We start from the raw sequence: 22,446 nt of genomic DNA, 5'->3' as shown, positions 1-22,446 counted from the left end.
CTCCGCAGTCGCGATCGGCCGGAAGCTGGGACAATCGCGGTATGGACCGTCTGGACAGGGAAATCCTCGGCGTCCTCCAGGAGGACGCACGGATCTCGTACCGCGATCTGGGGACACGGGTCGGGCTCAGCGCCAACGCGGCAGCCGACCGGGTGCGCCGGCTGCGCCGCGACGGCGTCATCCGCGGCTTCACCGTGATCATCGACCCGGCCGCCGACACCAGGACCGGGCTCGTCGTCTTCATCGACGTGACCCTGCGGACGGACACCACCAACGAGGTGTTCGAGCGGGCGGTGCTGACCCTGCCGGGCATCACCGAAGTGGTCCATGTGACGGGCGGGCACGACTACCTCGTACGGGCCACGGCCGCCGACACCGCAGCTCTGGACGGGCTGCTGCGCCGACTCAAGCGCGAGGCCGGCGTCGCCCACTCCAGCACCAGGATCGCGCTCAGAGCGGCGCCTGCCAGATGACGGTGGGCGCGCGTGAACCGTCGGGTTCGCGCCCGTCGTCGGCGACCGCGAGGCGGACCGCGGACCGGCCGTCGGGCAACGTGGCCGTCGCGTCCACCTCCACCTCGATCGCCGACACCCCGGGCCGCCGGTGCGCGGCCGCCAGCGCACCGCGCAACGCGGCAAGCAGCTGCCCGTCCACCGGTTCCCGTACGAGCGCGTCCACCGCACCGGTGAAGTGCACCGAGGGCTGGAACCCGAGCACCGCGGCCGCGCCGCTGGTCTCCCGCAGCACCCGGCCGCGGAAGGTGGCGGGCGCCTCGGCGGGCGGCTGCTGAAGAGCGAAGATGGCCGTCCGCACCTCCTGGATCGTGGAGTCCAGCTCGTCGACGGCCCGGCCGAGCAGCGCGTCCGCGTCCCCGGCACCGGCCCGCCTGCGGGTCGACTCCAGCATCATCTCGGTGGCGAACAGCCGCTGGACCACGAGATCGTGCAGATCGCGGGCGATCCGGTCCCGGTCCTCGTACACCGCCAGCTGCTCGCGGTCGTGCTGGGAGTCCGCCAGGACCAGGGCGAGCGCGGCCTGCGAGGCGAACTGGGCGGCCAGCAGCCGGTCCACGTCGGTGTACGCACGGGCGCCGCGCCGCCGGGGCAGGGCGAGGGTGCCGATGAGCCGCCCGCCGCTCTGCAGCGGCAGCATCATGCTGGGGCCGAAGCGGGAGCGTACCGGGGTGGTCATCCGGGGATCGGTCGCCGAGTCGTCGACGAACACCGCCTCGCCGCCCAGCAGCTGGACCAGGACGGGGGAGCCGGGGGCGATCGCCGTGCCGACGAGCCCGGCCGGGTCCTCCAGGGTGGAGGCGACGACGATCTCCATGCCGCCCTCCTCGTTGGGCTGGAGGATCACCCCGGCCGACGCGTCGCTGAGGATTCTGGCCCGTTCGGCCACGGTCATCAGGGCGTCGGACGCGCTCTCGCCGGTCAGCAGCGTGTTGGTGACTGCCGCCGCGCCCTCGATCCAGCGTTCCCGCTGCCGGGCGCTCTCGTACAGCCGGGCGTTGCCGATCGCGATGCCGGCCTGCGCGGCGAGAACCCGGAGCAGCGTCATATCGGTGTCACTGAAGTGCCCGGTGCGTTTCTCGGCCAGGTAGATGTTCCCGAAGACCCTGTGGCGGACCCGGATCGGGGCGCCGAGGAACGAGTGCATCGGGGGGTGGCCGGGCGGCACGCCACAGGAGCGGGGGTCGGTGGTCAGGTCGTCGGAGCGCACCGGTTCCGTCTGTTCGATGAGCGCGCCGATAAGGCCCTTGTGCCCGTCGGGGAGGCCGCCGATGGCCGCCCGCTCGCTCTCGCTCAGGCCGGTGACGAACAGTTCGCTGATCTTTCCGCTCCCGGGGTCCAGGACCCCGAGCGCGCCGTAGCGGGCCTCCGTGAGCGCGGTGGCGGTGTCGATGATCTGCTGCAGGGTGGCCCGCAGTTCGAGGTCGGTGCCGACGCTCAGCACCGCTTCCAGCAGCATCGGCAGCCGCGGCGACTCGGGGATGCCGCGGCTGGGTGCCGCGTCGTGCGGTTCGTCGGTCATGTGCCGGGCCCGTGCGGGACTCAGCCGGCGAGCGGGTCGAGGACCATGGGGCTGATCCTGCCGTCCAGCATGGCGCCCAGCCCGAGGACGGAGCAGACGTCGGGCCGCTCGGCGATGTGCACCGGCATGCCCGTCGCGTCACGCAGCATCTGGTCCAGGCCGGGCAGCAGCGCGCTGCCGCCGACCATCATGATCCCGCAGTCGGCGAGGTCGGCCACCAGATCGGGCGGGCAGTCCCGCAGGATCTTGCCCAGTCCGTCGAGGACCGCGGTCAGCGGGCGGTGGATCGCCTGCCGCACCGCGGCGGTGTCGACCTGCACGGAACGGGCCAGGCCGGTCGCCACGTCCCGGCCGTGGATCTCGGTCACCGAGGGGCCGTGCGGGGTCAGCCCGTTGCCGCTGAGCGCCAGTTGGAGGGGGCGTACGGACTGGCTGGGCAGCATCAGCTCGTGGTACTGGCGCAGGTGCTGGATCACCGCGTGGTCGATGGCGTCGCCGCCGATGGGGATACGTACCGCGGTGACGATCGAGCCGAGCGAGAGCACCGCGATCTGGGTGGTCGCGGCCCCGCACACCATGATCATGGTGGCGGTCGGCTGCTCGACCGGCAGTCCGCACCCGACGGCCGCCGCGATCAGGGTGTCGACGAGCTCGACCCGGCGGGCCCCGAGTCCGACCAGGGTCTCGACGGCGGCGCGCTGGGCGAGCGGATCGCTGTCGTGCGGGGTGCAGGCGGCGGCGCGCAGCCGCGGCTTGCGGCGCAACTGGCGGCGGAGCTTCTCGCCGAGCAACTGGCGCAGCATGCGCTGGGCCATGTCGATGTCGACGACGGTTCCGCCGGAGACCGGACGGACCACCCGGATGTAGTCGGGGGTGCGCCCCGTCATCTGTTCGGCGAGCGCGCCGACGGCGATGAGCGAGCCCGTACGGGTGTTGACGGCGGCGGCGCTCGGTTCGTCGACGACGAGCCCGAGCCCCTTGACGTACACCCGGGTGCGGGCGGCCCCGAGGTCGACGGCGACATGGCAACGGCGCAACTGCTCAAGGCTGACGGTCACGGCAGGTTCTCCCGAGAGCGCTGATGGGGGGACCGACGGGCAGCCGGTTCTCTCTGCATCGTGCGCCGTTCGGGGGCGTCGTGCGCGTTGGGATACGCCGGAGGAGGTACGGAGCTGACGGAGCGTCGGCCCGTGGGTCAGCCGCCCGGCGGACCGGGGAGCAGTCGCTGGAACAGCCCCCAGGTGAACTCGGCGACGTACGGGGTGCCGGTGGCCGGGTCGGTGATCGCGAGGGCCCACCGGGTCGGCGCGCTGCCCTCCATCGGACGGGCCGGCGCGAACGCCCGCGCGACCTCGTTCACGGTGCACGACCAGGGGCGCAGATCCCCGGCCGGGCCGAGCACGGGGGCGGCCGAGCCCGGGGCCCGGACCAGCCACTCGTTCCACACCGCCCCGCCCGGCGCCACCATCACCTCGAACCGCAGGTCCGGCCAGAGCGGCACCGGCCAGAACAGCGCGTCGCACTCCAGATCGCCGACCGCGCGGCGCAGCGACGACTCGGGCTCACCGAGCACGGCACGGTAGCGGCGCAGCGCCCCCCGCCCCCGGGGCGCCCGTGTCATGGCCTGCCATCGGCGGTTGGCCTCGCGCATCTCGGCGAGCGTGGCGCTCAGCTCGTGCCGGGCGTCCTCGACGAGGCCGGGCTGGTGGTCGGCCATCCGGCGGAGCAGGACGAGCTGGAACTCACGGGGGCCGAAAGGGGCGGCAGCGGTCATGGAACCAACGGTTCCACACAGGATCCTCACCTGAGCGGCTTTCTCCGTTGTCCGGCAGGCATCTAATCTGCGGGCGCCATGGATTTCTGCCAGCCCTGTCAGCGACATCTCAACGGCGCCCTGGCCTGCGCCGGATGCGGAACCCCCGCGGAGGCGCTGAGCCCCTACGCCGCGTCGGCGCCCCTCGGCCACGAGCCGGAAGCGCGGGACGAACAGGCGGACGCGCCGCACCCGTCCGGGGGCCGCCGCCGGGGGCACGATGCTGCCCGGACGCGGGGCGGTACGCACGGCGGAGGCGGGCCGGGCCGCAGGCGCGCGGCACCGGACGAGCGGCCGCGCCGGGGCCGCCGGGGCCGCAGCCGCCGGGGCCGTAAGGTCCTGCTGGTCCTGCTCGGGGTGGTCCTCGCGGCCGGTGCGCTGAGCCTGGCCGAGCTGGCGACCGAACCGGACGGCGGTGACGGCGCCTCGGACTACGTACGCGAATCGACGTCCGCCACCGTCGCTCCCGCCCCGGAGCCGTCGGCGAGTGACACGGCGGAGCCGCCCGGACCGGTGAGGAGGCCCGTGGGCAGCCCCTCGGTCGTCCCGGCCACCGACGCCCACTCCCCGGGCACCACCCCGACCGGCCGGGCCACGGACGAGGCGCGCCCCGGGGGTGTCACCTCCGCCCCGGTGTCGTCCGCCCCGGCCTCCGTGCCGTCGTCGGCTGCTCCGTCGGTCACCACCGGCGGACCGTCGGAACCGGGCGGCCCGGGCGACAACCCGCCGTCACCGTCCGCGGCGCCGCAGCGGCCCACGCCCACGCCCACGCCCACCCCGACCCCGACACCCACACCGCCGCCGGCCCCGCCGGACGACACGTGCTGGTTCTTGTGGTTCTGCTGAGGGCCTGAGCGCTCAGGCCCTCGGGGCCGCCGGTTCCACGCCGAGCATCCGGCGCAGCAGGTCCCGCAGCACCGCGCGGTCCGTGTCCGAGAGGCCGGCCAGGGGCTCACGGGCGAAGTCGAGCGAGTCGCGGAGTTCCCGGGCCGTCCGGGCGCCCTTCTCCGTGGGGGCGGCCAGCTTCACCCGCCGGTCGGCAGGGTCGGGCCGCCGCTCCACCAGGCCGCGCGCCTCCAGCCGGTCCACGATGCCGGTCACGTTCGACGGCTCGCACTTCAGCTTCTGGGCGATCCGGCGCATGGGCAGCGGATCCAGCGAGAGGAGGCCGAGGACCCGGGCCTGGGCGCCGGTGAGGCTGTGGGCGGCCGCGGCCTGCTCGTACTCCTCGTAGTAGCGCGCCACGACCGCGCCGATCAGGTCGACGACTTCGAGGGTCAGTGGGTCCGTACGAGTGGTGGCCATGACACCCAGGATAGCCGGTTACTTGACAAGGTGAAATATCCAGGCGCATGGTTGTTTCACATCGTGAAGCTTTTCCGCTCCGGCCGAACCGCTTCCCCCACTCCCTCAGAGACCGACTCACAGACCGAGGAGACACCGAGCCCATGTCTGCAGCTCTTCCCACGTCCAGCCGTGAATGGCACCTCGTAGCCCGACCGCACGGCTGGCCGAAGGCCGAGGACTTCGCGCTGCGTGAGGCTCCGGTCGCCGCTCCCGCCGAGGGCCGGATCCTCGTCCGCAACCTGCACTTCTCGGTCGACCCCTACATGAGGGGCAGGATGAACGACGTGAAGTCGTACACCCCGCCCTTCAAGCTGGACCACCCCATGGAGGGCGGCGCGGTGGGCGAGGTCGTCGCGTCCGGCGCCGAGGGCTTCGAGGTGGGCGACCACGTCCTGCACGGTCTCGGCTGGCGCGAGTACGCCGACGTCCCCGCGAAGCACGCGGTGAAGGTCGACGCCTCCCTCGCCCCGCTCTCCGCCTACCTCGGCGTGCTCGGCATGACCGGGCTCACCGCCTACGCCGGCCTGTTCGACGTGGCCTCCTTCAAGGAGGGGGACGCGGTCTTCGTCTCCGGCGCCGCCGGCGCGGTCGGCAGCCAGGTCGGCCAGATGGCGAAGCTCAAGGGCGCCTCGCGCGTCATCGGCTCCGCCGGCTCCGACGAGAAGGTCAAGCTGCTCGTCGAGGAGTACGGCTTCGACGCCGCCTTCAACTACAAGAACGGCCCCGTCGCCGAGCAGCTGCGCGAGGCCGCCCCCGACGGCATCGACGTCTACTTCGACAACGTCGGCGGCGAGCACCTCGAAGCCGCGATCTCCTCGTTCAACGTGCACGGCCGCGCGACGATCTGCGGCATGATCGCCCAGTACAACGCGACCGAGCCGACCCCCGGCCCCCGCAACCTCGCCCTCGTCATCGGCAAGCGGCTGCGCCTGCAGGGCATGCTCGTCGGCGATCACGCCGATCTCCAGGGGCAGTTCGTCCAGGAGGTGGCCGGCTGGCTGGCCTCCGGCGAGCTCAAGTACCGCGAGACCGTCGTCGAGGGCATCGAGAACGGCTTCGAGGCGTTCCTCGGTCTGCTCCGCGGCGAGAACACCGGAAAGATGATCGTCTCCCTCGGCTGAACCGCCTCATGGGTACGGGCTGGGCTCGTCCCGGGCCGTCGCGATCGTGGGCGCGAGTCGCGGCGCATCAGCAGGAGGAATCCTCGAGCGTGACCATTCATGACACAGCTGTCGCGTACACCGCCGTAGCCACCGCTTCGAGCGGCCGTGACGGCCGGGTCGCCTCGGACGACGGCAGGCTCGACGTGGTCGCCGGCCCGCCGAAGGAAATGGGCGGCAGTGGCGCGGGCACCAACCCCGAGCAGCTCTTCGCGGCGGGCTGCAGCGCCTGCTTCCAGGGCGCGCTGGGTGTGGTGGCACGCCAGGAGGAGGCCGACATCACCGGCTCCACGGTGACCGCTTCGGTCTCCATCGGCAAGACGGAGGCCGGTGGCTTCGGCCTGGAGGCCGCGATCTGCGCGGCCATTCCGAACGTCGACGCGGTGACCGCGCAGACGCTCATCGAGAAGGCGCACCAGCTGTGCCCGTACTCGAACGCCACGCGCGGCAACGTAAAGGTGGCGCTCTCGGTCGCCTGACCGCCCGCACCACCCGTAAGTACGCAGCCGAGGGCCGCACCCGCGAGGGTGCGGCCCTCGGCCGTTTCGCCACCCCTGCCAGGCATCTCGCGTTCGGTATCCCGGACGTTGTTCGGAATTCTTGCGCGACCCGTTGACGCGCAAGCGCTTCGATTCTACGGTCCGTTCGAAGTTACGGGCAGCATTCGATATTTCGAATAGTGGGCGGGCATGGGACGACCTGGCCTGAATCGCAGGCAACTGATCACAGGGCTGGGCGGGGCGGCCGTCGCCGGCAGCTTCGGTTTCGCGGCGCCGGGAAGCGGCGCGGACGCCCTCGCGTCGAGTGCCGCCGCCCGGGTCCGCTGCTGGAACCTCTTCAGCGGCGGCGACGGCTACGACATGATCGCGATGCCGGACTCCTTCCGCAGGGCCAACCCCGGTGTCGAGGTGAAGGATCCGACCCTCCAGTGGGGCAGCTCTTCCAGGGCATCCCGAGGGGGCCGGAGGAGGCCGGGTACGTCGACGGAGCCGGCCTCCGGCGGGTGTTCTCCACCATCATCGTGCCGCTGTCGAAGCCCTCCCTGTCCGCGGTCGGCACCTTCACCTTCATCGCGTCCTGGAACAACTTCCTGCGGCCGTACACGGTGACCGACAACCCCGGCCTGATGACCATGCCGAACGGCATTGCGACCGTCAGGAACTCCCACGGCATCCAGTGGGCCCAGCCCATGGCCGGCGGGCTGACGGCCGGACTGCCGCTCATCGTCGTCCTCGTCCTCGTCCTCTTCCAGCGCCAGATCGTCAGCGGCGTCGCCCACACCGGCCTGGCCGGCCAGTGACCCGCACCGAGCTCCGTACCGACACCCCGAAGGAAGTCATGACCCGCACCGCCCGCTTCACCCTCGACCCGGCGTTCACCGTCGGCGATGTCGACCCCCGCCTCTTCGGCTCGTTCGTGGAGCACCTCGGCCGCTGTGTCTACGACGGCATATACGAGCCCGGCCACCCCTCGGCCGACGAGGCCGGTCTGCGCACCGACGTCCTGGAACTGATCCGCGAACTGGGCGTCACCGCCATCCGCTACCCCGGAGGCAACTTCGTCTCCGGCTACCGCTGGGAGGACAGCGTCGGCCCCGCCGACGAGCGGCCGCGCCGCCTCGACCTCGCCTGGCGCTCCACCGAGACGAACCGCTTCGGGCTCTCCGAGTTCATCGCCTTCTGCCGGAAGATCGGGCCGCAGGCCGAACCCATGATGGCCGTGAACCTCGGCACCCGGGGCGTCCAGGAGGCCATCGAGCTCCAGGAGTACGCCAACCACCCGGCCGGCACCGAACTCTCCGACCGCCGCATCGCGCACGGCGACAAGGACCCCTTCGGCATCAAGCTGTGGTGCCTGGGCAACGAGATGGACGGCCCCTGGCAGACCGGTCACAAGACCGCCGAGGAGTACGGCCGGATCGCCGCCGAGACAGCACGCGCGATGCGCCGGATCGACCCGGCCGTCGAACTCGTCGCCTGCGGTTCCTCGGGCCGGTCCATGCCCACGTTCGCCGCCTGGGAGGCGACGGTCCTCGCCGAGACCTACGACCTCGTCGACCACGTCTCGCTGCACGCCTACTACGAGGAACTCGACGGCGACCGCGACTCGTTCCTGGCGTCCGCCGTGGACATGGAGTCCTTCATCGAGGACGTCGTCGCCACCTGCGACCACGTCGGGGCGCGGCTGAAGTCCACGAAGAAGATCAACCTCTCGTTCGACGAGTGGAACGTCTGGTACATGACCCGCAGCCAGCAGGAGGCCGAGGCGAACCCCCTCGACTGGCCCGAGGCACCCCGCCTGCTGGAGGACAACTACTCGGTCACCGACGCCGTCGTCCTCGGCACCCTGCTCATCGCCCTGCTGCGCCACGCCGACCGGGTGACCGTGGCCTGCCTGGCCCAGCTGGTCAACGTGATCGCCCCGATCATGACCGAGCCCGGCGGCCCGGCCTGGCGGCAGACCACCTTCTTCCCGTTCGCCCAGGCCGCACAGCACGGCCGGGGCCAGGTCCTGGACGTGCGGGTGGACTCGCCCACGTACGGGACGGCCAGGTACGGCGAGACGGACCTGCTGCACGCGACCGCCGTCCGTGACCCGGAGACCGGCGCGGTCACCGTCTTCGCGGTCAACCGCAGCCAGTCGGCGGCCCTCCCGCTCGAAGTCGCCCTCCACGGCTTCGACCTGGCGGAGATCGCGGAGCACCAGGTCCTCGCCGACGCGGACCCGGACGCCCGCAACACCCTCACCGAGCCCGGACGGGTCGCCCCGCACCCGGCGGAGGGCACCGTGCTCGACGGGGGAGTGCTGCGGGCCGTGCTGGAGCCGATGTCCTGGAACGTGATCCGCCTCGTCTGAACCCGGCGGAGCCGGGCACAGCGCTGCACGGCCCCCGGGGCTTGCGCGTACGAAGCCCCGGGGAGCCGGGGGAGTTCAGGTGCGACTCCCCGTGGCGCCGACGCCCTCCGCGATCTCGTAGGCTGACGCCATGCGTGATCTCGGGGCGGGCTTCAGCCATCTGATCAAGGGGCAGCGCTGGGTCGCCCGACACGGCAAGTGGTTCGGCATCGGGCTGCTGCCCGGCCTGATCACCCTCTTCCTGTACGCGGGCGCCCTCGTCGGCCTCGGCTACGGGGCCGACGACCTGGCGGACTGGGTGACCCCGTTCGCCGACGGCTGGTCCTCGCCCTGGCTCGGCCTGCTCCGCACCACCCTGACCGTGCTGGTCTTCGCCTTCGGCCTCTTCCTGGCCGTCATCACGTTCACCGCCGTGACCCTGCTCGTCGGGCAGCCCTTCTACGAGTCGCTCTCCGAGGAGGTGGACCGCGCCGAGGGCGGCGAGGTCCCCGAGTCCGGGCTGCCGCTCTGGCGGGAGCTGTGGATCTCCGCCCGCGACAGCGTGCGCATCCTGGTGCGCGTCGCGCTGTACGCGGTCCTGCTCTTCGCCCTCGGGTTCATCCCGGTCGCAGGCCAGACCGTCGTCCCGCTCATCGGGTTCTGCGTCACGGGGTACTTCCTCGCCGAGGAACTCACCGCCGTCGCGCTCCAGCGCCGCGGGATGGTGCTGAAGGACCGGCTCGTCCTGCTGCGCGGCCGCCGCCTGATGATCCTCGGCTTCGGCGTACCGCTGGGGCTCGCCTTCCTGGTCCCGTTCGTCGCCGTCTTCCTGATGCCGGGGGCCGTCGCGGGAGCGACCCTGCTGGCGCGCGACCTGATGGGGGAGGACGGCGGCGACGGCGATGACGAGGACGCCGACGACGAGGAGGGCGAGGGTGCGCTCCCTGCCTCGCCGCCCCACCGCGTGAACGACTGAGCTCGCTGAGCTCACCCTCGGAGGTCAGCTCGTGTGCACCTCCAGCGCCGTGCGGACCGCGGACTCCAACGCCCCTTCGATCCAGGCGGGCTTGACGGACGTGTGGCAGCCCGCGAAGTGCAACGGCCCCTCGGCCGACCGCACATCGGCGAGCAGTTCGGTGTGCTGGCCGGGCAGCAGGACGGACGCCTCGCCGTACGCGTACGGGTCGCGCATCCACGACTGGGTGGCACCGGCCCCCGTGTAGAAGACCTCGATGCGCTGCCCGTACACGTCCTGGACCCCGCCCAGGGCGTGCGGGTAGCGCTCGTCGTCGTCCAGGGAGTCCCACTTCAGGGCGTCGTCGGCCCAGCTGTACGAGGCGAGGAGCACGCCTCCCTTGCTCCCCTCGACCGGGTGGGAGGGCTGGTACATGAAGCGGTTGGCGTTGTCGGTGACCGATCCGCCGCCGATGACGTGGGCCGCCTCGGGCTGGTTGCGGGCGGTCGCGCGGTACGCCGCGTAGTGCACGCGCTGGTTGGGCGGAATGTGCCCCGACGGTACGGAGGGGTGTGCGCCCAGCAGCGAGCCGTCGGCCGGCGCCTTGCCGAGCCGGTACTCGTCGTACAGGCCGGGTCGGACCTTCTCCAGCTCCTCCTTCCAGTCCTTCTCCTCGAACTCCCACCAGCGGCGGCTGAATTCGAGCAGCACCTTGGTGGCCACGTCGTAGTGGACCTCGGTGATCGCTCGCCGCTTGCCGTACGAGAGCGCGGGGGTGACCGGGATGTGGCGCAGCCCGGAGAACGGCACGGTGACGATCGCCCGGTCGCCGGTGAACGTCTCCCGCACGACCTTCCCGTCGCGCCCCTCCGACACCGTCTCGACGCGGACGCCGTCCTCCCCGTGACTGATCCTGGCGGCCCGGCGGTCCAGCCGCACCAGGTCCTTGACCCGTGCGTACATGGCGTCGGCCAGCGTCGCCGTGCCGTCCGGCAGCTCGTAGAACGCGGTGTCCGGGCTGATCAGGGAGGCCCCGATGAAGCTGTGCACAAAGGCGAGAGGCAGCCGCGAAGTGAGGTTCTCGACGGTGCCGATGAGGTCGATGGTGCGCTCGTCGAGCTTGGCCTCCTCGGTCAGGAACCGGAACATCGACCAGTGGCCGTAGTTCTGGATGACCCGGGCCCAGCCCTTGACGAGCTCCGAGCCTTCCTTGCCCTCGAACTCCTTGCGTACGGGGGCGAATGCCTCGCGCACGATGGTCGAGGCGGTCTTGTCCTCGAACTCGGCGGGGACCCCGAAGGAGCGGTTGACCGCCTGCGGCTTCTTCGCGTAGTCCGCCTTGCGGACCCGGATGCCGTTGACATGGATCCAGGTGTGGTTGACGGGCTGCCCCTCGGCGTCGACGTCGACGAGGTGGAAGCGGCGGCGCTTCAGCCCGAAGCCGTCCATCAGCCCGGTGACGAGCGGGTGGCTGTCCGGGATGCGCATCGCCCCGGCCTCGGCGTACTGCTTGGGGTCGGCGAACGGCGACTTCGCGTTCTCGTGGCCGCCCGTGCGGAAGGTCTTGATCCGGCCGCCGACCCGGTTGCCGTTGGCCTCGATCACGGTGACGGTGTGCCCGGCCTCGCGGAGCAGATGGGCGGCGGTGAGCCCGGCCGGGCCGGCGCCGATGATCAGCACCTTCTTCGGGCCCTTGCCGCTGCGCGGCAGGCCCTTGGAGAGCAGGACGTCGCGGTAGTGCGGCACCAGCGACTCGTCCTGCTCGTCGCGTACGAGGACGGCGCGGGCGACGGTCAGGCAGGCGTTCCAGTCGGAGCCGGGGGCGGCGGCGGGGGCGGCGAGGGACCCGGGCGCGGCCGCGTGCGCCGCGGTCGCGCCGGTCGCGGCGAGGGCGGCGGCCCCCGCGGCGGCACCCGCGATCACGGTGCGCCTGGAGGGCAGGTCGGAAGAAGGAAGACCGGAAGAGGGCAGGCCGGAAGTCGGCTCGGCAGGCTTGGAAGTCATGCCGCCACCCTGGGGGGCGCGGAAAGGGGCGCATTGCGCGAACGCGCGTAGACCGCCCGGAATCACTCCCAGGTGCCGCTTAGCGATCTTGTATTATCGGCGTTCCCGCAGGTCAGGACGCTCGCCTGCGAGAACGCCGAGGCGTCGGAAACGGCACTGCGTCAGCGCACCGAGAAGCCGTACACGGTCGTCGACACGTACTCCTCGCCCGGCCGCAGCACCGTGCTCGGGAACTCCGGCCTGTTCGGCGAGTCCGGGAAGTGCTGGGTCTCCAGGGCGATCCCGGCGCACGGCCCGAACGGCCGGCCGTCGAAGTGGTCCGCCGTGTACAGCTGCATGCCCGGCTCCGTCGTCGTGACGGTCAGGACGCGCCCCGACGCCTCGTCGTACAGCTCGGCCACCGGGCCCGTCACATCCTCGTCCAGCACGAAGTTGTGGTCGTACTCCTTGGAGACCGGCTGCGGCTCCCGGAAGTCGAACCGGGTTCCGTCCACCGGCAGGAACTCACCCGTCGGCAGCGACTCCGCGTCCGCCGGGGTGATCCGCCCGGCCGCGATCCGCAGCCGCTGGCCCAGTGCGCTGCCGGAGTCGGCGCCCGCCAGGTTCCAGTACGTGTGGTTCGTCAGGTTCAGCACGGTCGGCGCGTCCGTCGTCGCCCGGTACGCGATCCGCAGCGCCCCGTCCTCGTCCAGCGTGTAGGCCACCGAGAGCTCCAGGCGCCCCGGGAACCCCTCCTCGCCGTCCGCCGCGACCAGTGACAGCTCCACCCCGTCGGCGGTCTCGCGGGCGTCCCACACGCGCTTGTCGAAGCCGATGGCCCCGCCGTGCACGTGGTTGCGGCCCTCGTTGCGCGTGACGTGATGCGTCGTCCCGTCGAGGACGAACGACGCCCCGCCGATCCGGTTCGCGTACCGCCCGACCAGTGCGCCGAAGTAGGGCCCCGGGTATTGGATGTACGAGTCGAGATCGGGCAGCCCGAGCGCCACCGCGGCCCGGGCGCCGTCCCGGCCGGGCACCTCGACGGACTGCACGGTGGCGCCGTACGTCAGCACCCGCACGCGCGTACCGCCACGTTCCAGCGTCCAGCGGTCCACGGCGGTGCCGTCCCCGAGGGTGCCGAAGTGTTCCGTACGCATCACCGTGTTCGAACCCGTCTCCATGATCGGAAACTCTAGCCTGACCGGTGCGTGGGGAGGCGGCCGGTCTTACGCGGGAGGCCGCGCCGCCGTGACGTTGCGGTAGGCGATCTCGGCCAGCCGGGCCTGCCCGTTCCGTCCCGGGTGGAACCAGTCCCACTGGCTGAGCTGCTTTCCGGTGAACCGGTAGTCGAACACCGCCCCGCCGTCGTCACGGCAGCGCGCGTCCTTCGCGCACACCTCGCGCAGCACCCCGTTGTACGCGATGACGCGGTCCTGCACCGCTGCCCGCCGGGCCACCGCCGAGGCGCTCATGTCGTCCGCGTCACTCAGCATCGACTTGCAGATGCCCAGCTTCCAGATCTGCTTGCCCAGCTGACTGCCCCGGCCCGTCGACCAGAGCCGCTTGAGGTCCGGCACGCTCGACACGTACACCTGCGCCTTCGGCGCCGCGCTGCGCAGCTGACGCATCGACGCCTCGAACGACGCGCGGAAGTCGGCCACCGGCGTCATCGCCCGCACCGAGTCCCGGCACGCGTCGTTGGCGCCGATCATCACCGTCACCAGAGCGGGGTCCTCCTTCGCGGCCAGCGCCATCTGCTCCGGCAACTGGGCGATCCGGGCGCCCGTCTCGGCGTGGTTCCAGCTGTGGGACGCCGCGCCCGAGGTGCCGAGGAGTCGCACCGCCAGGCTGCGCACCGCACTGTCCGAGCCCGTCGACCAGGAGGCCTCGGGGCAGTCGGCCAGCACCGAACAGGCGTCGAAGCCGCGGGTGATGGAGTCCCCGACCGCGGCCACCGACTCCGGGCTGCGGTCCCAGAGCGGTGCGGCCGCCGGCCGCCTGCCCGCTTCGGCCGTCGCGCCCTTCGTCGTCCTGTCGGACCCGGAGTCACAGCCCGTCAGGACGGCCGTGCCGAGGAACGACACGGCGGCCAGTGCGGCCAGTGCGGTCCGCGAGCGGTGCCGTACGGAGCGATCCGGCATGTCCTCGTCCCTCCTGTCCCATGCCTCCGGCACACCCTTGTGGCACCGGTCGGCGGGTCCGCGCGCCCTGCCGGGTGAATGCTGAGCGAATCATGGGCCCAGGACCGACGGTACGTCACACCTCGGACGCCGCCGCACGGTAGCTTTTCCCCGTCGAACCAGTGGCTCTTTCGGCCGCCCGGCTCCACTCGGGTGGATCTCGAACATCACATCACGTCACATACCCTCCCTTCTCCGGACATTAACGCCCGATACTGTTTACTGATGACAGCCTTGGGCAGCGGCCGGTAGGAGGCGGTGCGGGCGCGAAGCCGCTGGGGAAGGCGAACCTCGTCCCACACTGGAGGTCCCGGTGACGACACGTGGAGTCCTGTACGTCCACTCAGCCCCGCGCGCGCTCTGCCCACACGTCGAATGGGCGGTGGGGGGCGTACTGGGCGTGCGGGTCCAGCTCGACTGGATCAGACAGCCGGCCGCACCCGGCACCTGGCGTTCCGAATTCTCCTGGCAGGCCCGTCCGGGCACGGCGTCGAAGCTGGCCTCCGCGCTGCGCGGCTGGGATCTGCTGCGTTTCGAGGTGACGGCGGAACCGTCGCCGACCGCGGAGGGCGAGCGCTACAGCTCCACGCCCGAGCTCGGCATCTTCCACGCCGTCACCGGCATGCACGGCGACATCCTGGTCCCCGAGGACCGGCTGAGGGCCGCCCTGGCGCGGTCGCTGAGCGGGGAGAGCGACCTGGAGGGTGAGATCGCCAAGCTCCTGGGGAAACCGTGGGACGACGAGCTGGAATCCTTCCGCCACGCAGGCGAGGGCGCGCCCGTGCGGTGGCTCCACCAGGTGGTGTGACCCACCGGGGCGCTGCCCCGCTGCCGGGGAGGCGAGGCTGAGCACTGAGGCCCGAGCGGGGCTCCGCCCCGCACCCTGCCGGGCGGCGATCGGCCCGGATCAAGCCTCTCCGGCGACCGAGGAGCGGGGGTCCGGAGGCGGAGCCCCCGAAAGCCTGAAGCCCGCCTCCCCTCACGGCGAATTCCAGGGGAAGCGGGCTTCACGCGTACAGCGGGAAAGTGATCAGACGCTACGGAACGCCAGCACCACGTTGTGTCCGCCGAAGCCGAACGAGTTGTTGATGGCCGCGATCGGCCCCTCGGGCAGCGGCCGCGGTTCACCGCGCACGATGTCCGCCTCGACCGCCTCGTCGAGGTTGTCGATGTTGATGGTCGGCGGAGCCATCCGGTGGTGCAGGGCCAGGACCGTCGCCACGGTCTCGATACCGCCCGCGCCACCGAGCAGGTGACCCGTCATCGACTTCGTCGCGGAGATCGCGACATGGTCCAGGTCGTCGCCCAGGATCTTGCGCAGCGCCTTCAGCTCCGCGACATCGCCCTGCGGCGTGGACGTCGCGTGGGCGTTGAGGTGCACGACCTCGGACGGCTTGAGGTCCGTCTGGTCCAGCAGGTTCTGCATCGCCGCGGCGATGCCGCGCCCGGTCGGCTCGGGCTGGGCGATGTGGTGGGCGTCGGCGGACAGCCCCTGGCCCAGCACCTCGCAGTAGACCCGGGCGCCACGCGCGGCGGCGTGCTCCGCGGACTCCAGGACGACGACACCGGCGCCCTCGCCGAGGACGAAGCCGTCGCGGCCCGTGTCGTACGGACGTGAGGCCTTCTCGGGCTCGTCGTTGCTCTTGGACATCGCCATCATGTTGGCGAACGCGGCGATCGGCAGCGGGTGGATCGCCGCCTCGGTGCCACCGGCGAGGACCACGTCGGCACGGCCGGTGCGGATCATCTCGACGGCGTACCCGATGGCCTCGGCACCCGACGCACAGGCGGAGACCGGGGTGTGGACGCCCGCCCGGGCGTTCACCTCGATACCCACGTTGGCGGCCGGGCCGTTGGGCATGAGCATGGGCACGGTGTGCGGGGAGACGCGGCGTACGCCCTTCTCCTTCAGCACGTCGTACTGGTCGAGCAGGGTGATCACACCACCGATGCCGGAAGCGATGACCGAACCCAGTCGCTCGGGCTGGATCTTCTCGTCCTCACCGGCAGGGCCGGTGAAGCCCGCGTCCGCCCACGCCTCGCGGGCCGCGATCAGCGCGAACTGCGCCGAGCGGTCCAGCTTGCGGGCGAGCGGGCGGGGCAGGACGTCACCCGGGTCGACGGCCGCGAGGGCCGCGATCCGGACAGGCAGTTCGGCGAAACGTTCGCCCTCAAGAGGCTTGACGCCGGAACGGCCGGCCATCAGACCTTCCCAGGTCGATGCGGAATCGCCACCCAGCGGAGTGGTTGCGCCGATACCGGTGACGACCACAGTGCGATTGGTCGAGTTCACTGGAAAATCTTCTCCACGTGTAGAGGGTCGTGAATCAGCGGCGCCACCGCCGGGTGGCGACACACGAGTCGGCTGGATCAGGCCTGGTGCTTCAGGATGTAGTCGGCGGCGTCGCCGACCGTCTTGAGGTTCTTGACATCCTCGTCGGGGATCTTGACGTCGAAGCGCTCCTCGGCGGCGACGACGACCTCGACCATGGACAGCGAGTCGACGTCCAGGTCGTCGGTGAAGGACTTGTCCAGCTGGACGTCCTCGACCGGGATACCGGCGATCTCGTTGACGATCTCGGCGAGACCGGTGACGATCTCTTCCTGCGTGGCGGCCATGTTGGCGCTCCTTCGGTGTGTTTCTGCTGGGTTCGGGCGTCCGGGCGAAAAGACCCGGTGTGCCTAGGGGAGGGTAACGACCGTCGCGGCGTAGGCGAGACCCGCCCCGAAGCCGATGACGAGCGCGGTGTCGCCGCTCTTGGCCTGACCGGTCGCCAGGAGTCGCTCCATTGCGAGCGGAATCGAGGCGGCGGAGGTGTTGCCGGTGGTTTCGACGTCACGGGCGACCACGACGTGCTCCGGCAGCTTCAGGGTCTTCACCATCGAGTCGATGATCCGCATGTTGGCCTGGTGCGGAATGAAGACGTCCAGGTCTTCCGGGGCGATCCCGGCCGCGTCCAGCGCCTGCTGGGCGACCTTCGCCATCTCGAAGACGGCCCAGCGGAAGACCGCCTGGCCCTCCTGCGTGATGGCGGGGAACTTCTCCGGACGGTCGGCGTGGAAGGCGTCCCACGCCACGGTCTGCCTGATCGCGTCGGACTTGTCGCCCTCGGAGCCCCAGACCGTGGGGCCCATGGCTGGGACGTCGGACGGGCCGACGACGACGGCACCGGCTCCGTCGCCGAACAGGAACGCCGTCGCGCGGTCGCTCAGGTCGGTGAGGTCGCTCAGCCGCTCCACGCCGATGACGAGTACGTACTCCGCCGAGCCCTCGACGATCATGCCCTTGGCGAGGGCCAGGCCGTAGCCGAAGCCCGCGCAGCCGGCCGAGATGTCGAAGGCGGCGGGCTTGCCCGCGCCGACCTTGTGGGCGATCTCGGTCGCGATGGCCGGGGTCTGCTTGAAGTGCGAGACGGTGGAGACGACGACCGCGCCGATCTGGTCCGGCATGATCCCGGCTTCGGCGAGGGCCTTGCCGGACGCCGCGACGGACATCGCGGACACGGTCTCCTCGTCGGAGGCCCAGTGGCGGCTGGCGATGCCGGACCGGGAGCGGATCCACTCGTCGGACGAGTCGATCGTCTCGAGGATCACCTCGTTGGGCACGACGCGGGTCGGGCGGTAGGCGCCGACGCCCATGATCCGGGCGTACGGGGCGCCCTTGCTGGGCTTGATCTTCGACATACTCTCGGGCTCCTTAGACGCCTGCGTGCTCAGCGATGAGCGCGCGGGCCGCGTCGAGGTCGTCGGGGGTCTTGAGCGCGAGGGTCTGCACGCCGGGCAGCGCGCGCTTGGCCAGGCCGGTCAGCGTGCCGCCGGGGCAGGCCTCGATGAGGGCGGTGACGCCCAGCGCCTTGAACGTTTCCATGCACAGGTCCCAGCGAACGGGGTTGGCGACCTGGCCGACCAGCCGCGAGATGACCTCCGCGCCGGTGGCGACGGTCTTCCCGTCGGCGTTCGAGACATATGTCACGGCCGGGTCGGAGACCTTCAGGGCCGTGGCGGCCTCACGGAGACGGTCGACCGCGGGTGCCATGTGGTGCGTGTGGAACGCGCCGGCGACCTTGAGCGGGACCACCCGGCGCACGCCCTCGGGCTTGTCCTCGACGAGAGCGGCGATCTGTGCGGCGGTGCCGGCGGCGACGATCTGGCCGCCCCCGTTGACGTTCGCCGGTGTCAGACCGAGCCTCTCCAGGTGCGGGACGGTGACCTCCGGGTCACCGCCGAGCAGCGCGGCCATGCCGGTCTCGGTGACCGCCGCGGCCTCGGCCATGCCGAGTCCACGGGTGCGTACGAAACGCAGCGCCGCCTCGTCGCCGATGACTCCGGCGAGAGCGGCCGCGGTGATTTCGCCAACGCTGTGACCTGCGACGACACCCGGCGAAGCGTTGAGTGCGGTGGCGGAGAGCAGACCGGCGGCGACCAGCAGTGGCTGAGCCACCGCGGTGTCACGGATCTCCTCCGCGTCGGCCTTCGTGCCGAAGTGGGCAAGGTCGAGCTCGATGGCGTCGGACCAGGCCGCGATGCGGTCGGTGGCACCGGGGAGGTCGAGCCAGGGAGTAAGGAAGCCGGGCGTCTGAGCGCCTTGGCCGGGAGCGACGAGTACGAGCACCCTCACACTCTCTCTTGTCAATGGTCCGGAACGCCCGTGGGGACAGGGACGAAGAACCGTGGGGGGATTTGTTGATGTCCGACAAAAGTCTAGGACTGGAGATCCCTGTCGGCCAGGCGCCCCAGAATCAGGGCGATCCGCAGAGTGAACGCCGAGCGGACATCGGAAGGCGACCATCCGGTGACGTCTGTCACACGTCGGAGCCGGTAGCGCACGGTGTTGGGATGGACGAACAGCATGCGGGCCGCGCCTTCGAGGCTGCTCGCCTGTTCCAGATACACACTCAGCGTCTCCAGGAGGGCAGAACCTGCTTCTTCGAGCGGTCTGTAGATCTCCTCCACCAACTGATCCCGCGCGGCCGGGTCGCCCGCCATCGCGCGCTCCGGCAGCAGATCGTCCGCGAGTACCGGCCGCGGGGCGTCCTGCCAGGCGCTGCAGGCCTTGAGCCCGGCGGCGGCCGCCTGCGCGGAGCGGGTGGCGGCCAGCAGGTCCGGCACCACGGGCCCGGCGACGACCGGGCCCGCCGCATACGGGCCGATCAGCGCCTTCGCGACCTGCAGCGGATTGTCGCTGCCGCCCGCGATGACGACCAGGCGGTTGCCGAGCACCCCGGTCAGGACCTGGAGCTTGGCGTGCCGGGCGGCCCGGCGGATCGCCTCCACGGTCAGCTCGCTGTCGCCGTCGGGGGCCGTGCCGAGCAGCACGCAGACGTGCTCGGGCGAGTTCCAGCCGAGCGCCGCGGCCCGGGACACGGCGCCCTCGTCGGCCTCCCCGGACAGCACCGCGTTGACCACGAGGGATTCGAGGCGGGCGTCCCAGGCGCCGCGGGCCTCGGCGGCCTGCGCGTACACCTGGGCGGTCGCGAAGGCGATCTCCCGCGCGTAGACGAGCAGCGCCTCGCGCAGCACCGACTCGTCGCCGGGCGCGGCGACTTCGTCGATCGCCGCCTCCATGACCTCGATCGTCGTCCGCACCATCTCGACGGTCTGCCGCAGCGTGATCGCCCGGGTCAGCTCGCGCGGCGCCGTACCGAAGACGTCGGTCGAGATGGCCTGCGGGGTCTCCGGATGCCGGAACCACTCGGTGAACGCGGCGATGCCGGCCTGGGCCACCAGGCCGATCCAGGACCGGTTCTCCGGTGGCATGGCCCGGTACCAGGACAGCGACTCGTCCATGCGGGCGATCGCGTTCGCGGCCAGCCGGCCGGAGGACTGCTCCAGCCGTTTCAGGGTCGCTGCGTGGAGGTGGGCGGCGTTGGCGGCGGGCTGCTCAGGATCGGGTCGGGGCACGGGGACAAGACTGCCCTATCCGGACGGGTGCCCGAAGGCGGGGCGGTCCGCGGGTCGTACCGGGGCAGCCCGCCGGAGCCGTGGGCCCGTCCGGGCCGGGGCAAGATCATCTCACTTCGTGTGAATTCCCGTAGGACGTCCCGTCCGGCCGGGCCGGGCTACCGTGGAGAGGTGATTTCCGTACGTCGCTCGGGCGACCGATTCAGGGGTGGGGACGGGGCGGTGGGCATCGAGTCCCGGCACTCCTTCTCCTTCGGTACCTTCTACGACCCCGACAACCTCCGCTTCGGCCCGGTCCTGGCCTGCAACGAGGAGCGCCTCGCCCCGGGCGCGGGCTTCGAGGAGCACCCGCACAGCCACACCGAGATCGTCACCTGGGTCGTGGAGGGCGAGCTGACCCATCGCGATTCGGCCGGTCATGCCACGGTCGTACGGCCCGGGGACGTCCAGCACCTCAGCGCCGCCTCCGGCGTCCGGCACGTCGAACGCAACGACGGGGAGATGCCGTTGACGTTCCTTCAGATGTGGCTGGCGCCCCTGGAGCCGGGCGGTGAGCCCTCGTACACGACCGTCCCCGGCATCGCCGACTCCACCCCGTACGCCCTGCCGGAAGCCGGTGCGATGCTCCATGTGCGCCGGCCGGCCGAGGGGGAGCGCACCGCTGTGCCGGACGCGCCGCAGGTGTACGTGCACGTGGTGGCCGGGGACGTGCGGCTCGGCGACGAGGTGCTGGCGGCGGGGGACGCGGTGCGGATCGCCGGGGAGACGGGGCTTGAGCTGGTCGCGGTGGGGGCGGCGGAAGTGCTGGTGTGGGAGTTCAGCGCCGTCTGAAGGACGGCCGACGGCCGCCTGGGACGGCCGGGGGCAGCGTGTCGCGCGGCGGCGCTCACCACCCCGCCGTAGCCGCGGCCCATCGGCGTTGCGCCGGTGTCGAGTCGTGAACGACTCGACCACCGCGCGCGGACCGTTCATTCGAGCGCGATGCCGTTGACTCCGTCGAAGAGCAGGTTCGGCCAGTAGCCCCAGGGGTCGGCCCACGCCACCGGGTCGATCCCGCCCAGCAGGTCCCTGATGATCGTCTTCCAGACGCCGTCCATCCCGACTCCGAGCCGCCGGCCCTCCGCCCCCGCGTGGGCGACCGCCCACATGGTGAAGGCGAGGGTGGAGAGGTCCGTGTTGCACGGGGTCAACCCGGCCTCGTACGGGTTCCACATCAGGACCAGACCCGTGCGGCCGTCCACCACCAGGTCGGTGTCCTCCAAGACGTACCCCAGCACGATCAGGTGCTCGGCGTCCGGCGGTGGACCGGGAAGGTCCTCTCCTTCCTCGGTCCGGCGGGCGGTGACCTCGGCGAGGGTCGGCAGCCGTTCCTCGTGGCCGGACATCTCCAGGTAGGCCCAGGCGTCGACGACCCCGGTCTCGCGGAGGAACCGCCTTGTCGGGCCGTGCACCAGAGCGTCGGGCAGCAACTCGTCCGGAAACCCCCAGTGCTCCCCTTCGTAGACGAGATCGAGCATCTCTCCCGAGACGCGTACGGCGAGCCCGTCCCCGGGGACGGCCGCGCGGCGCAGCTGCCACATCACGTACGCCGTCGGCCAGAACGAACCGGTCGTGGGGAGTTCCGGCTCGGTCACCGCCAGCAGTTCCAGCAGTTCGTCGGCGGTGTGCCGCGGCTCCCGGTCGTTCCGCAGATCCTCGGCCAGGTGGGCGTCGCGGACCAGCGCGGACACGTCGACGCTCATCGGGTCCGGCTGGACTCCGCCGACGCCCGTGTCGTACGAGTACACGTGGCCGGTTCCGGGGTCGAGCAGGACGTGGCCGTGGTCGCCGTAGGCACCGATGCGATGGAGTTCGGGCCAGGTGGTGTCCGGCCCGCCCGGCTCGAACCGGATCAGGGCGGCTGTCCGGGGCAGCCCGATCTCGGCCAGGAAGCGCCGGGTGAGGTCGTGGGTGATCCCTGGTGGTGTGTGGCGTTCCACTTCCGCGAACCAGTGGCTCATCTGGTCCGGCGTCACGTTGAAACGCAGCGTGGCGCGGTCCGTCGGTCCGGTCACGGCGCGGCCCCCCTGTCATCCGGTCGTGCGACTCGTGCGGTGCGGTCGAGGCCTTCGGTGAGGGGCGACGCCGTAGGCCCGTACGGTCCGCCGACGCACAGGCTGTCGCCCGTCGGGCAGGCTAGCTTCAAGCGCGGGTGTTCGTCGACTCCGCGTCGGCGCAGGCCACTTCGCACGGTGGGCG

The 22,446-nt window shown here is 71.5% G+C and carries 21 protein-coding genes and 2 pseudogenes; 10 read left to right on the top strand and 13 right to left on the bottom strand.

The window, feature by feature from the left end:
* The first annotated feature begins 41 nt into the window (after window positions 1-41).
* Window positions 42-473 carry an Lrp/AsnC family transcriptional regulator gene (locus ABT025_RS25765; RefSeq protein WP_326736033.1) on the top strand — a complete coding sequence of 144 codons (432 nt, stop codon included), beginning with the start codon at window positions 42-44 and terminating at the stop codon, window positions 471-473.
* Here ABT025_RS25765 and ABT025_RS25760 read toward each other — a convergent pair.
* The 3 genes from ABT025_RS25760 to ABT025_RS25750 all read right to left on the bottom strand — a co-directional run bounded on the left by ABT025_RS25760 (window position 451) and on the right by ABT025_RS25750 (window position 3,808).
* Window positions 451-2,034 carry a GAF domain-containing protein gene (locus ABT025_RS25760; RefSeq protein WP_350998988.1) on the bottom strand — a complete coding sequence of 528 codons (1,584 nt, stop codon included), beginning with the start codon at window positions 2,032-2,034 and terminating at the stop codon, window positions 451-453. The two genes, ABT025_RS25765 and ABT025_RS25760, sit on opposite strands and share 23 nt — an antisense overlap.
* A 20-nt stretch (window positions 2,035-2,054) precedes the next feature.
* Window positions 2,055-3,092 carry a rod shape-determining protein gene (locus ABT025_RS25755; RefSeq protein ID WP_350998986.1) on the bottom strand — a complete coding sequence of 346 codons (1,038 nt, stop codon included), beginning with the start codon at window positions 3,090-3,092 and terminating at the stop codon, window positions 2,055-2,057.
* 137 nt (window positions 3,093-3,229) lie between these two features.
* Window positions 3,230-3,808 carry a hypothetical protein gene (locus ABT025_RS25750; RefSeq protein ID WP_350998984.1) on the bottom strand — a complete coding sequence of 193 codons (579 nt, stop codon included), beginning with the start codon at window positions 3,806-3,808 and terminating at the stop codon, window positions 3,230-3,232.
* A gap of 78 nt (window positions 3,809-3,886) precedes the next feature.
* On the opposite strand from ABT025_RS25750, the gene ABT025_RS25745 reads away from it, so the two are divergent.
* Window positions 3,887-4,693 carry an SCO2400 family protein gene (locus tag ABT025_RS25745; protein WP_350998982.1) on the top strand — a complete coding sequence of 269 codons (807 nt, stop codon included), beginning with the start codon at window positions 3,887-3,889 and terminating at the stop codon, window positions 4,691-4,693.
* A gap of 12 nt (window positions 4,694-4,705) precedes the next feature.
* Here ABT025_RS25745 and ABT025_RS25740 read toward each other — a convergent pair whose 3' ends face one another.
* Window positions 4,706-5,152: a MarR family winged helix-turn-helix transcriptional regulator gene (locus tag ABT025_RS25740; RefSeq protein ID WP_350998981.1), complete on the bottom strand. Its 447-nt coding sequence runs from the start codon at window positions 5,150-5,152 to the stop codon at window positions 4,706-4,708.
* Window positions 5,153-5,295: 143 nt separating this feature from the next.
* On the opposite strand from ABT025_RS25740, the gene ABT025_RS25735 reads away from it, so the two are divergent.
* The 6 genes and pseudogenes from ABT025_RS25735 to ABT025_RS25710 all read left to right on the top strand — a co-directional run bounded on the left by ABT025_RS25735 (window position 5,296) and on the right by ABT025_RS25710 (window position 10,165).
* Entirely contained in the window at window positions 5,296-6,315 is a 1,020-nt protein-coding gene (locus tag ABT025_RS25735; protein WP_350998978.1) for an NADP-dependent oxidoreductase, read from the top strand.
* An 89-nt stretch (window positions 6,316-6,404) separates the two neighbouring features.
* Entirely contained in the window at window positions 6,405-6,833 is a 429-nt protein-coding gene (locus ABT025_RS25730; protein ID WP_350998975.1) for an organic hydroperoxide resistance protein, read from the top strand.
* Window positions 6,834-7,043: 210 nt separating this feature from the next.
* A pseudogene (locus ABT025_RS25725) lies at window positions 7,044-7,292 on the top strand (extracellular solute-binding protein); the annotation flags it as partial.
* Window positions 7,292-7,654: pseudogene (locus ABT025_RS25720) on the top strand (ABC transporter permease subunit); the annotation flags it as partial. The pseudogenes ABT025_RS25725 and ABT025_RS25720, both read left to right, overlap by 1 nt.
* 38 nt (window positions 7,655-7,692) lie before the next feature.
* Window positions 7,693-9,210: an arabinosylfuranosidase ArfA gene (arfA, locus tag ABT025_RS25715; RefSeq protein ID WP_350998972.1), complete on the top strand. Its 1,518-nt coding sequence runs from the start codon at window positions 7,693-7,695 to the stop codon at window positions 9,208-9,210.
* A 130-nt stretch (window positions 9,211-9,340) separates the two neighbouring features.
* Complete coding sequence (locus tag ABT025_RS25710) at window positions 9,341-10,165, top strand: EI24 domain-containing protein (protein WP_350998969.1); 825 nt, start codon at window positions 9,341-9,343, stop codon at window positions 10,163-10,165.
* A gap of 24 nt (window positions 10,166-10,189) precedes the next feature.
* Here ABT025_RS25710 and lgoX read toward each other — a convergent pair whose 3' ends face one another.
* The 3 genes from lgoX to ABT025_RS25695 form a co-directional block, all read right to left on the bottom strand.
* Complete coding sequence (lgoX, locus tag ABT025_RS25705; RefSeq protein WP_350998962.1) at window positions 10,190-12,148, bottom strand: L-glutamate oxidase LgoX; 1,959 nt, start codon at window positions 12,146-12,148, stop codon at window positions 10,190-10,192.
* 161 nt (window positions 12,149-12,309) lie between these two features.
* On the bottom strand, window positions 12,310-13,308 hold the full coding sequence (locus ABT025_RS25700; protein ID WP_350998959.1) for an aldose epimerase family protein: 999 nt from the start codon (window positions 13,306-13,308) through the stop codon (window positions 12,310-12,312).
* A 45-nt stretch (window positions 13,309-13,353) separates the two neighbouring features.
* Window positions 13,354-14,268: an SGNH/GDSL hydrolase family protein gene (locus tag ABT025_RS25695; protein ID WP_350998957.1), complete on the bottom strand. Its 915-nt coding sequence runs from the start codon at window positions 14,266-14,268 to the stop codon at window positions 13,354-13,356.
* Between the two features lie 352 nt (window positions 14,269-14,620).
* On the opposite strand from ABT025_RS25695, the gene ABT025_RS25690 reads away from it, so the two are divergent.
* Entirely contained in the window at window positions 14,621-15,115 is a 495-nt protein-coding gene (locus ABT025_RS25690) for a DUF3145 domain-containing protein (protein ID WP_350998954.1), read from the top strand.
* 222 nt (window positions 15,116-15,337) lie between these two features.
* Here the strand turns inward: ABT025_RS25690 and fabF are convergent, their stop codons facing one another.
* The 5 genes from fabF to ABT025_RS25665 form a co-directional block, all read right to left on the bottom strand.
* Window positions 15,338-16,600: a beta-ketoacyl-ACP synthase II gene (fabF, locus tag ABT025_RS25685; protein ID WP_350998951.1), complete on the bottom strand. Its 1,263-nt coding sequence runs from the start codon at window positions 16,598-16,600 to the stop codon at window positions 15,338-15,340.
* A gap of 77 nt (window positions 16,601-16,677) precedes the next feature.
* Window positions 16,678-16,926 (bottom strand): acyl carrier protein, encoded by a 249-nt coding sequence (locus tag ABT025_RS25680; RefSeq protein WP_024490626.1) that lies wholly within the window; start codon window positions 16,924-16,926, stop codon window positions 16,678-16,680.
* A gap of 63 nt (window positions 16,927-16,989) precedes the next feature.
* Window positions 16,990-17,991, bottom strand: coding sequence for a ketoacyl-ACP synthase III (locus tag ABT025_RS25675; protein WP_350998948.1), 1,002 nt, complete (start codon window positions 17,989-17,991; stop codon window positions 16,990-16,992).
* Window positions 17,992-18,004: 13 nt separating this feature from the next.
* Window positions 18,005-18,919, bottom strand: coding sequence for an ACP S-malonyltransferase (locus ABT025_RS25670; protein WP_350999004.1), 915 nt, complete (start codon window positions 18,917-18,919; stop codon window positions 18,005-18,007).
* 89 nt (window positions 18,920-19,008) lie between these two features.
* Window positions 19,009-20,208 (bottom strand): PucR family transcriptional regulator, encoded by a 1,200-nt coding sequence (locus ABT025_RS25665; RefSeq protein ID WP_350998946.1) that lies wholly within the window; start codon window positions 20,206-20,208, stop codon window positions 19,009-19,011.
* A 171-nt stretch (window positions 20,209-20,379) separates the two neighbouring features.
* Between ABT025_RS25665 and ABT025_RS25660 the strand changes: the two genes are divergently transcribed.
* Window positions 20,380-21,039, top strand: coding sequence for a pirin family protein (locus tag ABT025_RS25660; protein ID WP_350998944.1), 660 nt, complete (start codon window positions 20,380-20,382; stop codon window positions 21,037-21,039).
* Between the two features lie 137 nt (window positions 21,040-21,176).
* Here ABT025_RS25660 and ABT025_RS25655 read toward each other — a convergent pair whose 3' ends face one another.
* Entirely contained in the window at window positions 21,177-22,262 is a 1,086-nt protein-coding gene (locus ABT025_RS25655; protein ID WP_350998941.1) for an SUKH-4 family immunity protein, read from the bottom strand.
* Window positions 22,263-22,446: the final 184 nt, after the last annotated feature.

The organism is Streptomyces sp. NPDC002809, assembly GCF_040295435.1.
Classification (GTDB): domain Bacteria; phylum Actinomycetota; class Actinomycetes; order Streptomycetales; family Streptomycetaceae; genus Streptomyces.
This window is presented reverse-complemented; position numbering and strand designations above follow the sequence as displayed.

Coding starts and splice junctions, on each gene's coding strand:
- ABT025_RS25765 (WP_326736033.1), top strand. CDS start 42: ATGGACCGTCTGGACAGGGAAATCCTCGGCGTCCTCCAGGAGGACGCA.
- ABT025_RS25760 (WP_350998988.1), bottom strand. CDS start 2,034: ATGACCGACGAACCGCACGACGCGGCACCCAGCCGCGGCATCCCCGAG.
- ABT025_RS25750 (WP_350998984.1), bottom strand. CDS start 3,808: ATGACCGCTGCCGCCCCTTTCGGCCCCCGTGAGTTCCAGCTCGTCCTG.
- ABT025_RS25745 (WP_350998982.1), top strand. CDS start 3,887: ATGGATTTCTGCCAGCCCTGTCAGCGACATCTCAACGGCGCCCTGGCC.
- ABT025_RS25740 (WP_350998981.1), bottom strand. CDS start 5,152: ATGGCCACCACTCGTACGGACCCACTGACCCTCGAAGTCGTCGACCTG.
- ABT025_RS25735 (WP_350998978.1), top strand. CDS start 5,296: ATGTCTGCAGCTCTTCCCACGTCCAGCCGTGAATGGCACCTCGTAGCC.
- arfA (WP_350998972.1), top strand. CDS start 7,693: ATGACCCGCACCGCCCGCTTCACCCTCGACCCGGCGTTCACCGTCGGC.
- ABT025_RS25710 (WP_350998969.1), top strand. CDS start 9,341: ATGCGTGATCTCGGGGCGGGCTTCAGCCATCTGATCAAGGGGCAGCGC.
- lgoX (WP_350998962.1), bottom strand. CDS start 12,148: ATGACTTCCAAGCCTGCCGAGCCGACTTCCGGCCTGCCCTCTTCCGGT.
- ABT025_RS25700 (WP_350998959.1), bottom strand. CDS start 13,308: ATGGAGACGGGTTCGAACACGGTGATGCGTACGGAACACTTCGGCACC.
- ABT025_RS25695 (WP_350998957.1), bottom strand. CDS start 14,268: ATGCCGGATCGCTCCGTACGGCACCGCTCGCGGACCGCACTGGCCGCA.
- ABT025_RS25680 (WP_024490626.1), bottom strand. CDS start 16,926: ATGGCCGCCACGCAGGAAGAGATCGTCACCGGTCTCGCCGAGATCGTC.
- ABT025_RS25675 (WP_350998948.1), bottom strand. CDS start 17,991: ATGTCGAAGATCAAGCCCAGCAAGGGCGCCCCGTACGCCCGGATCATG.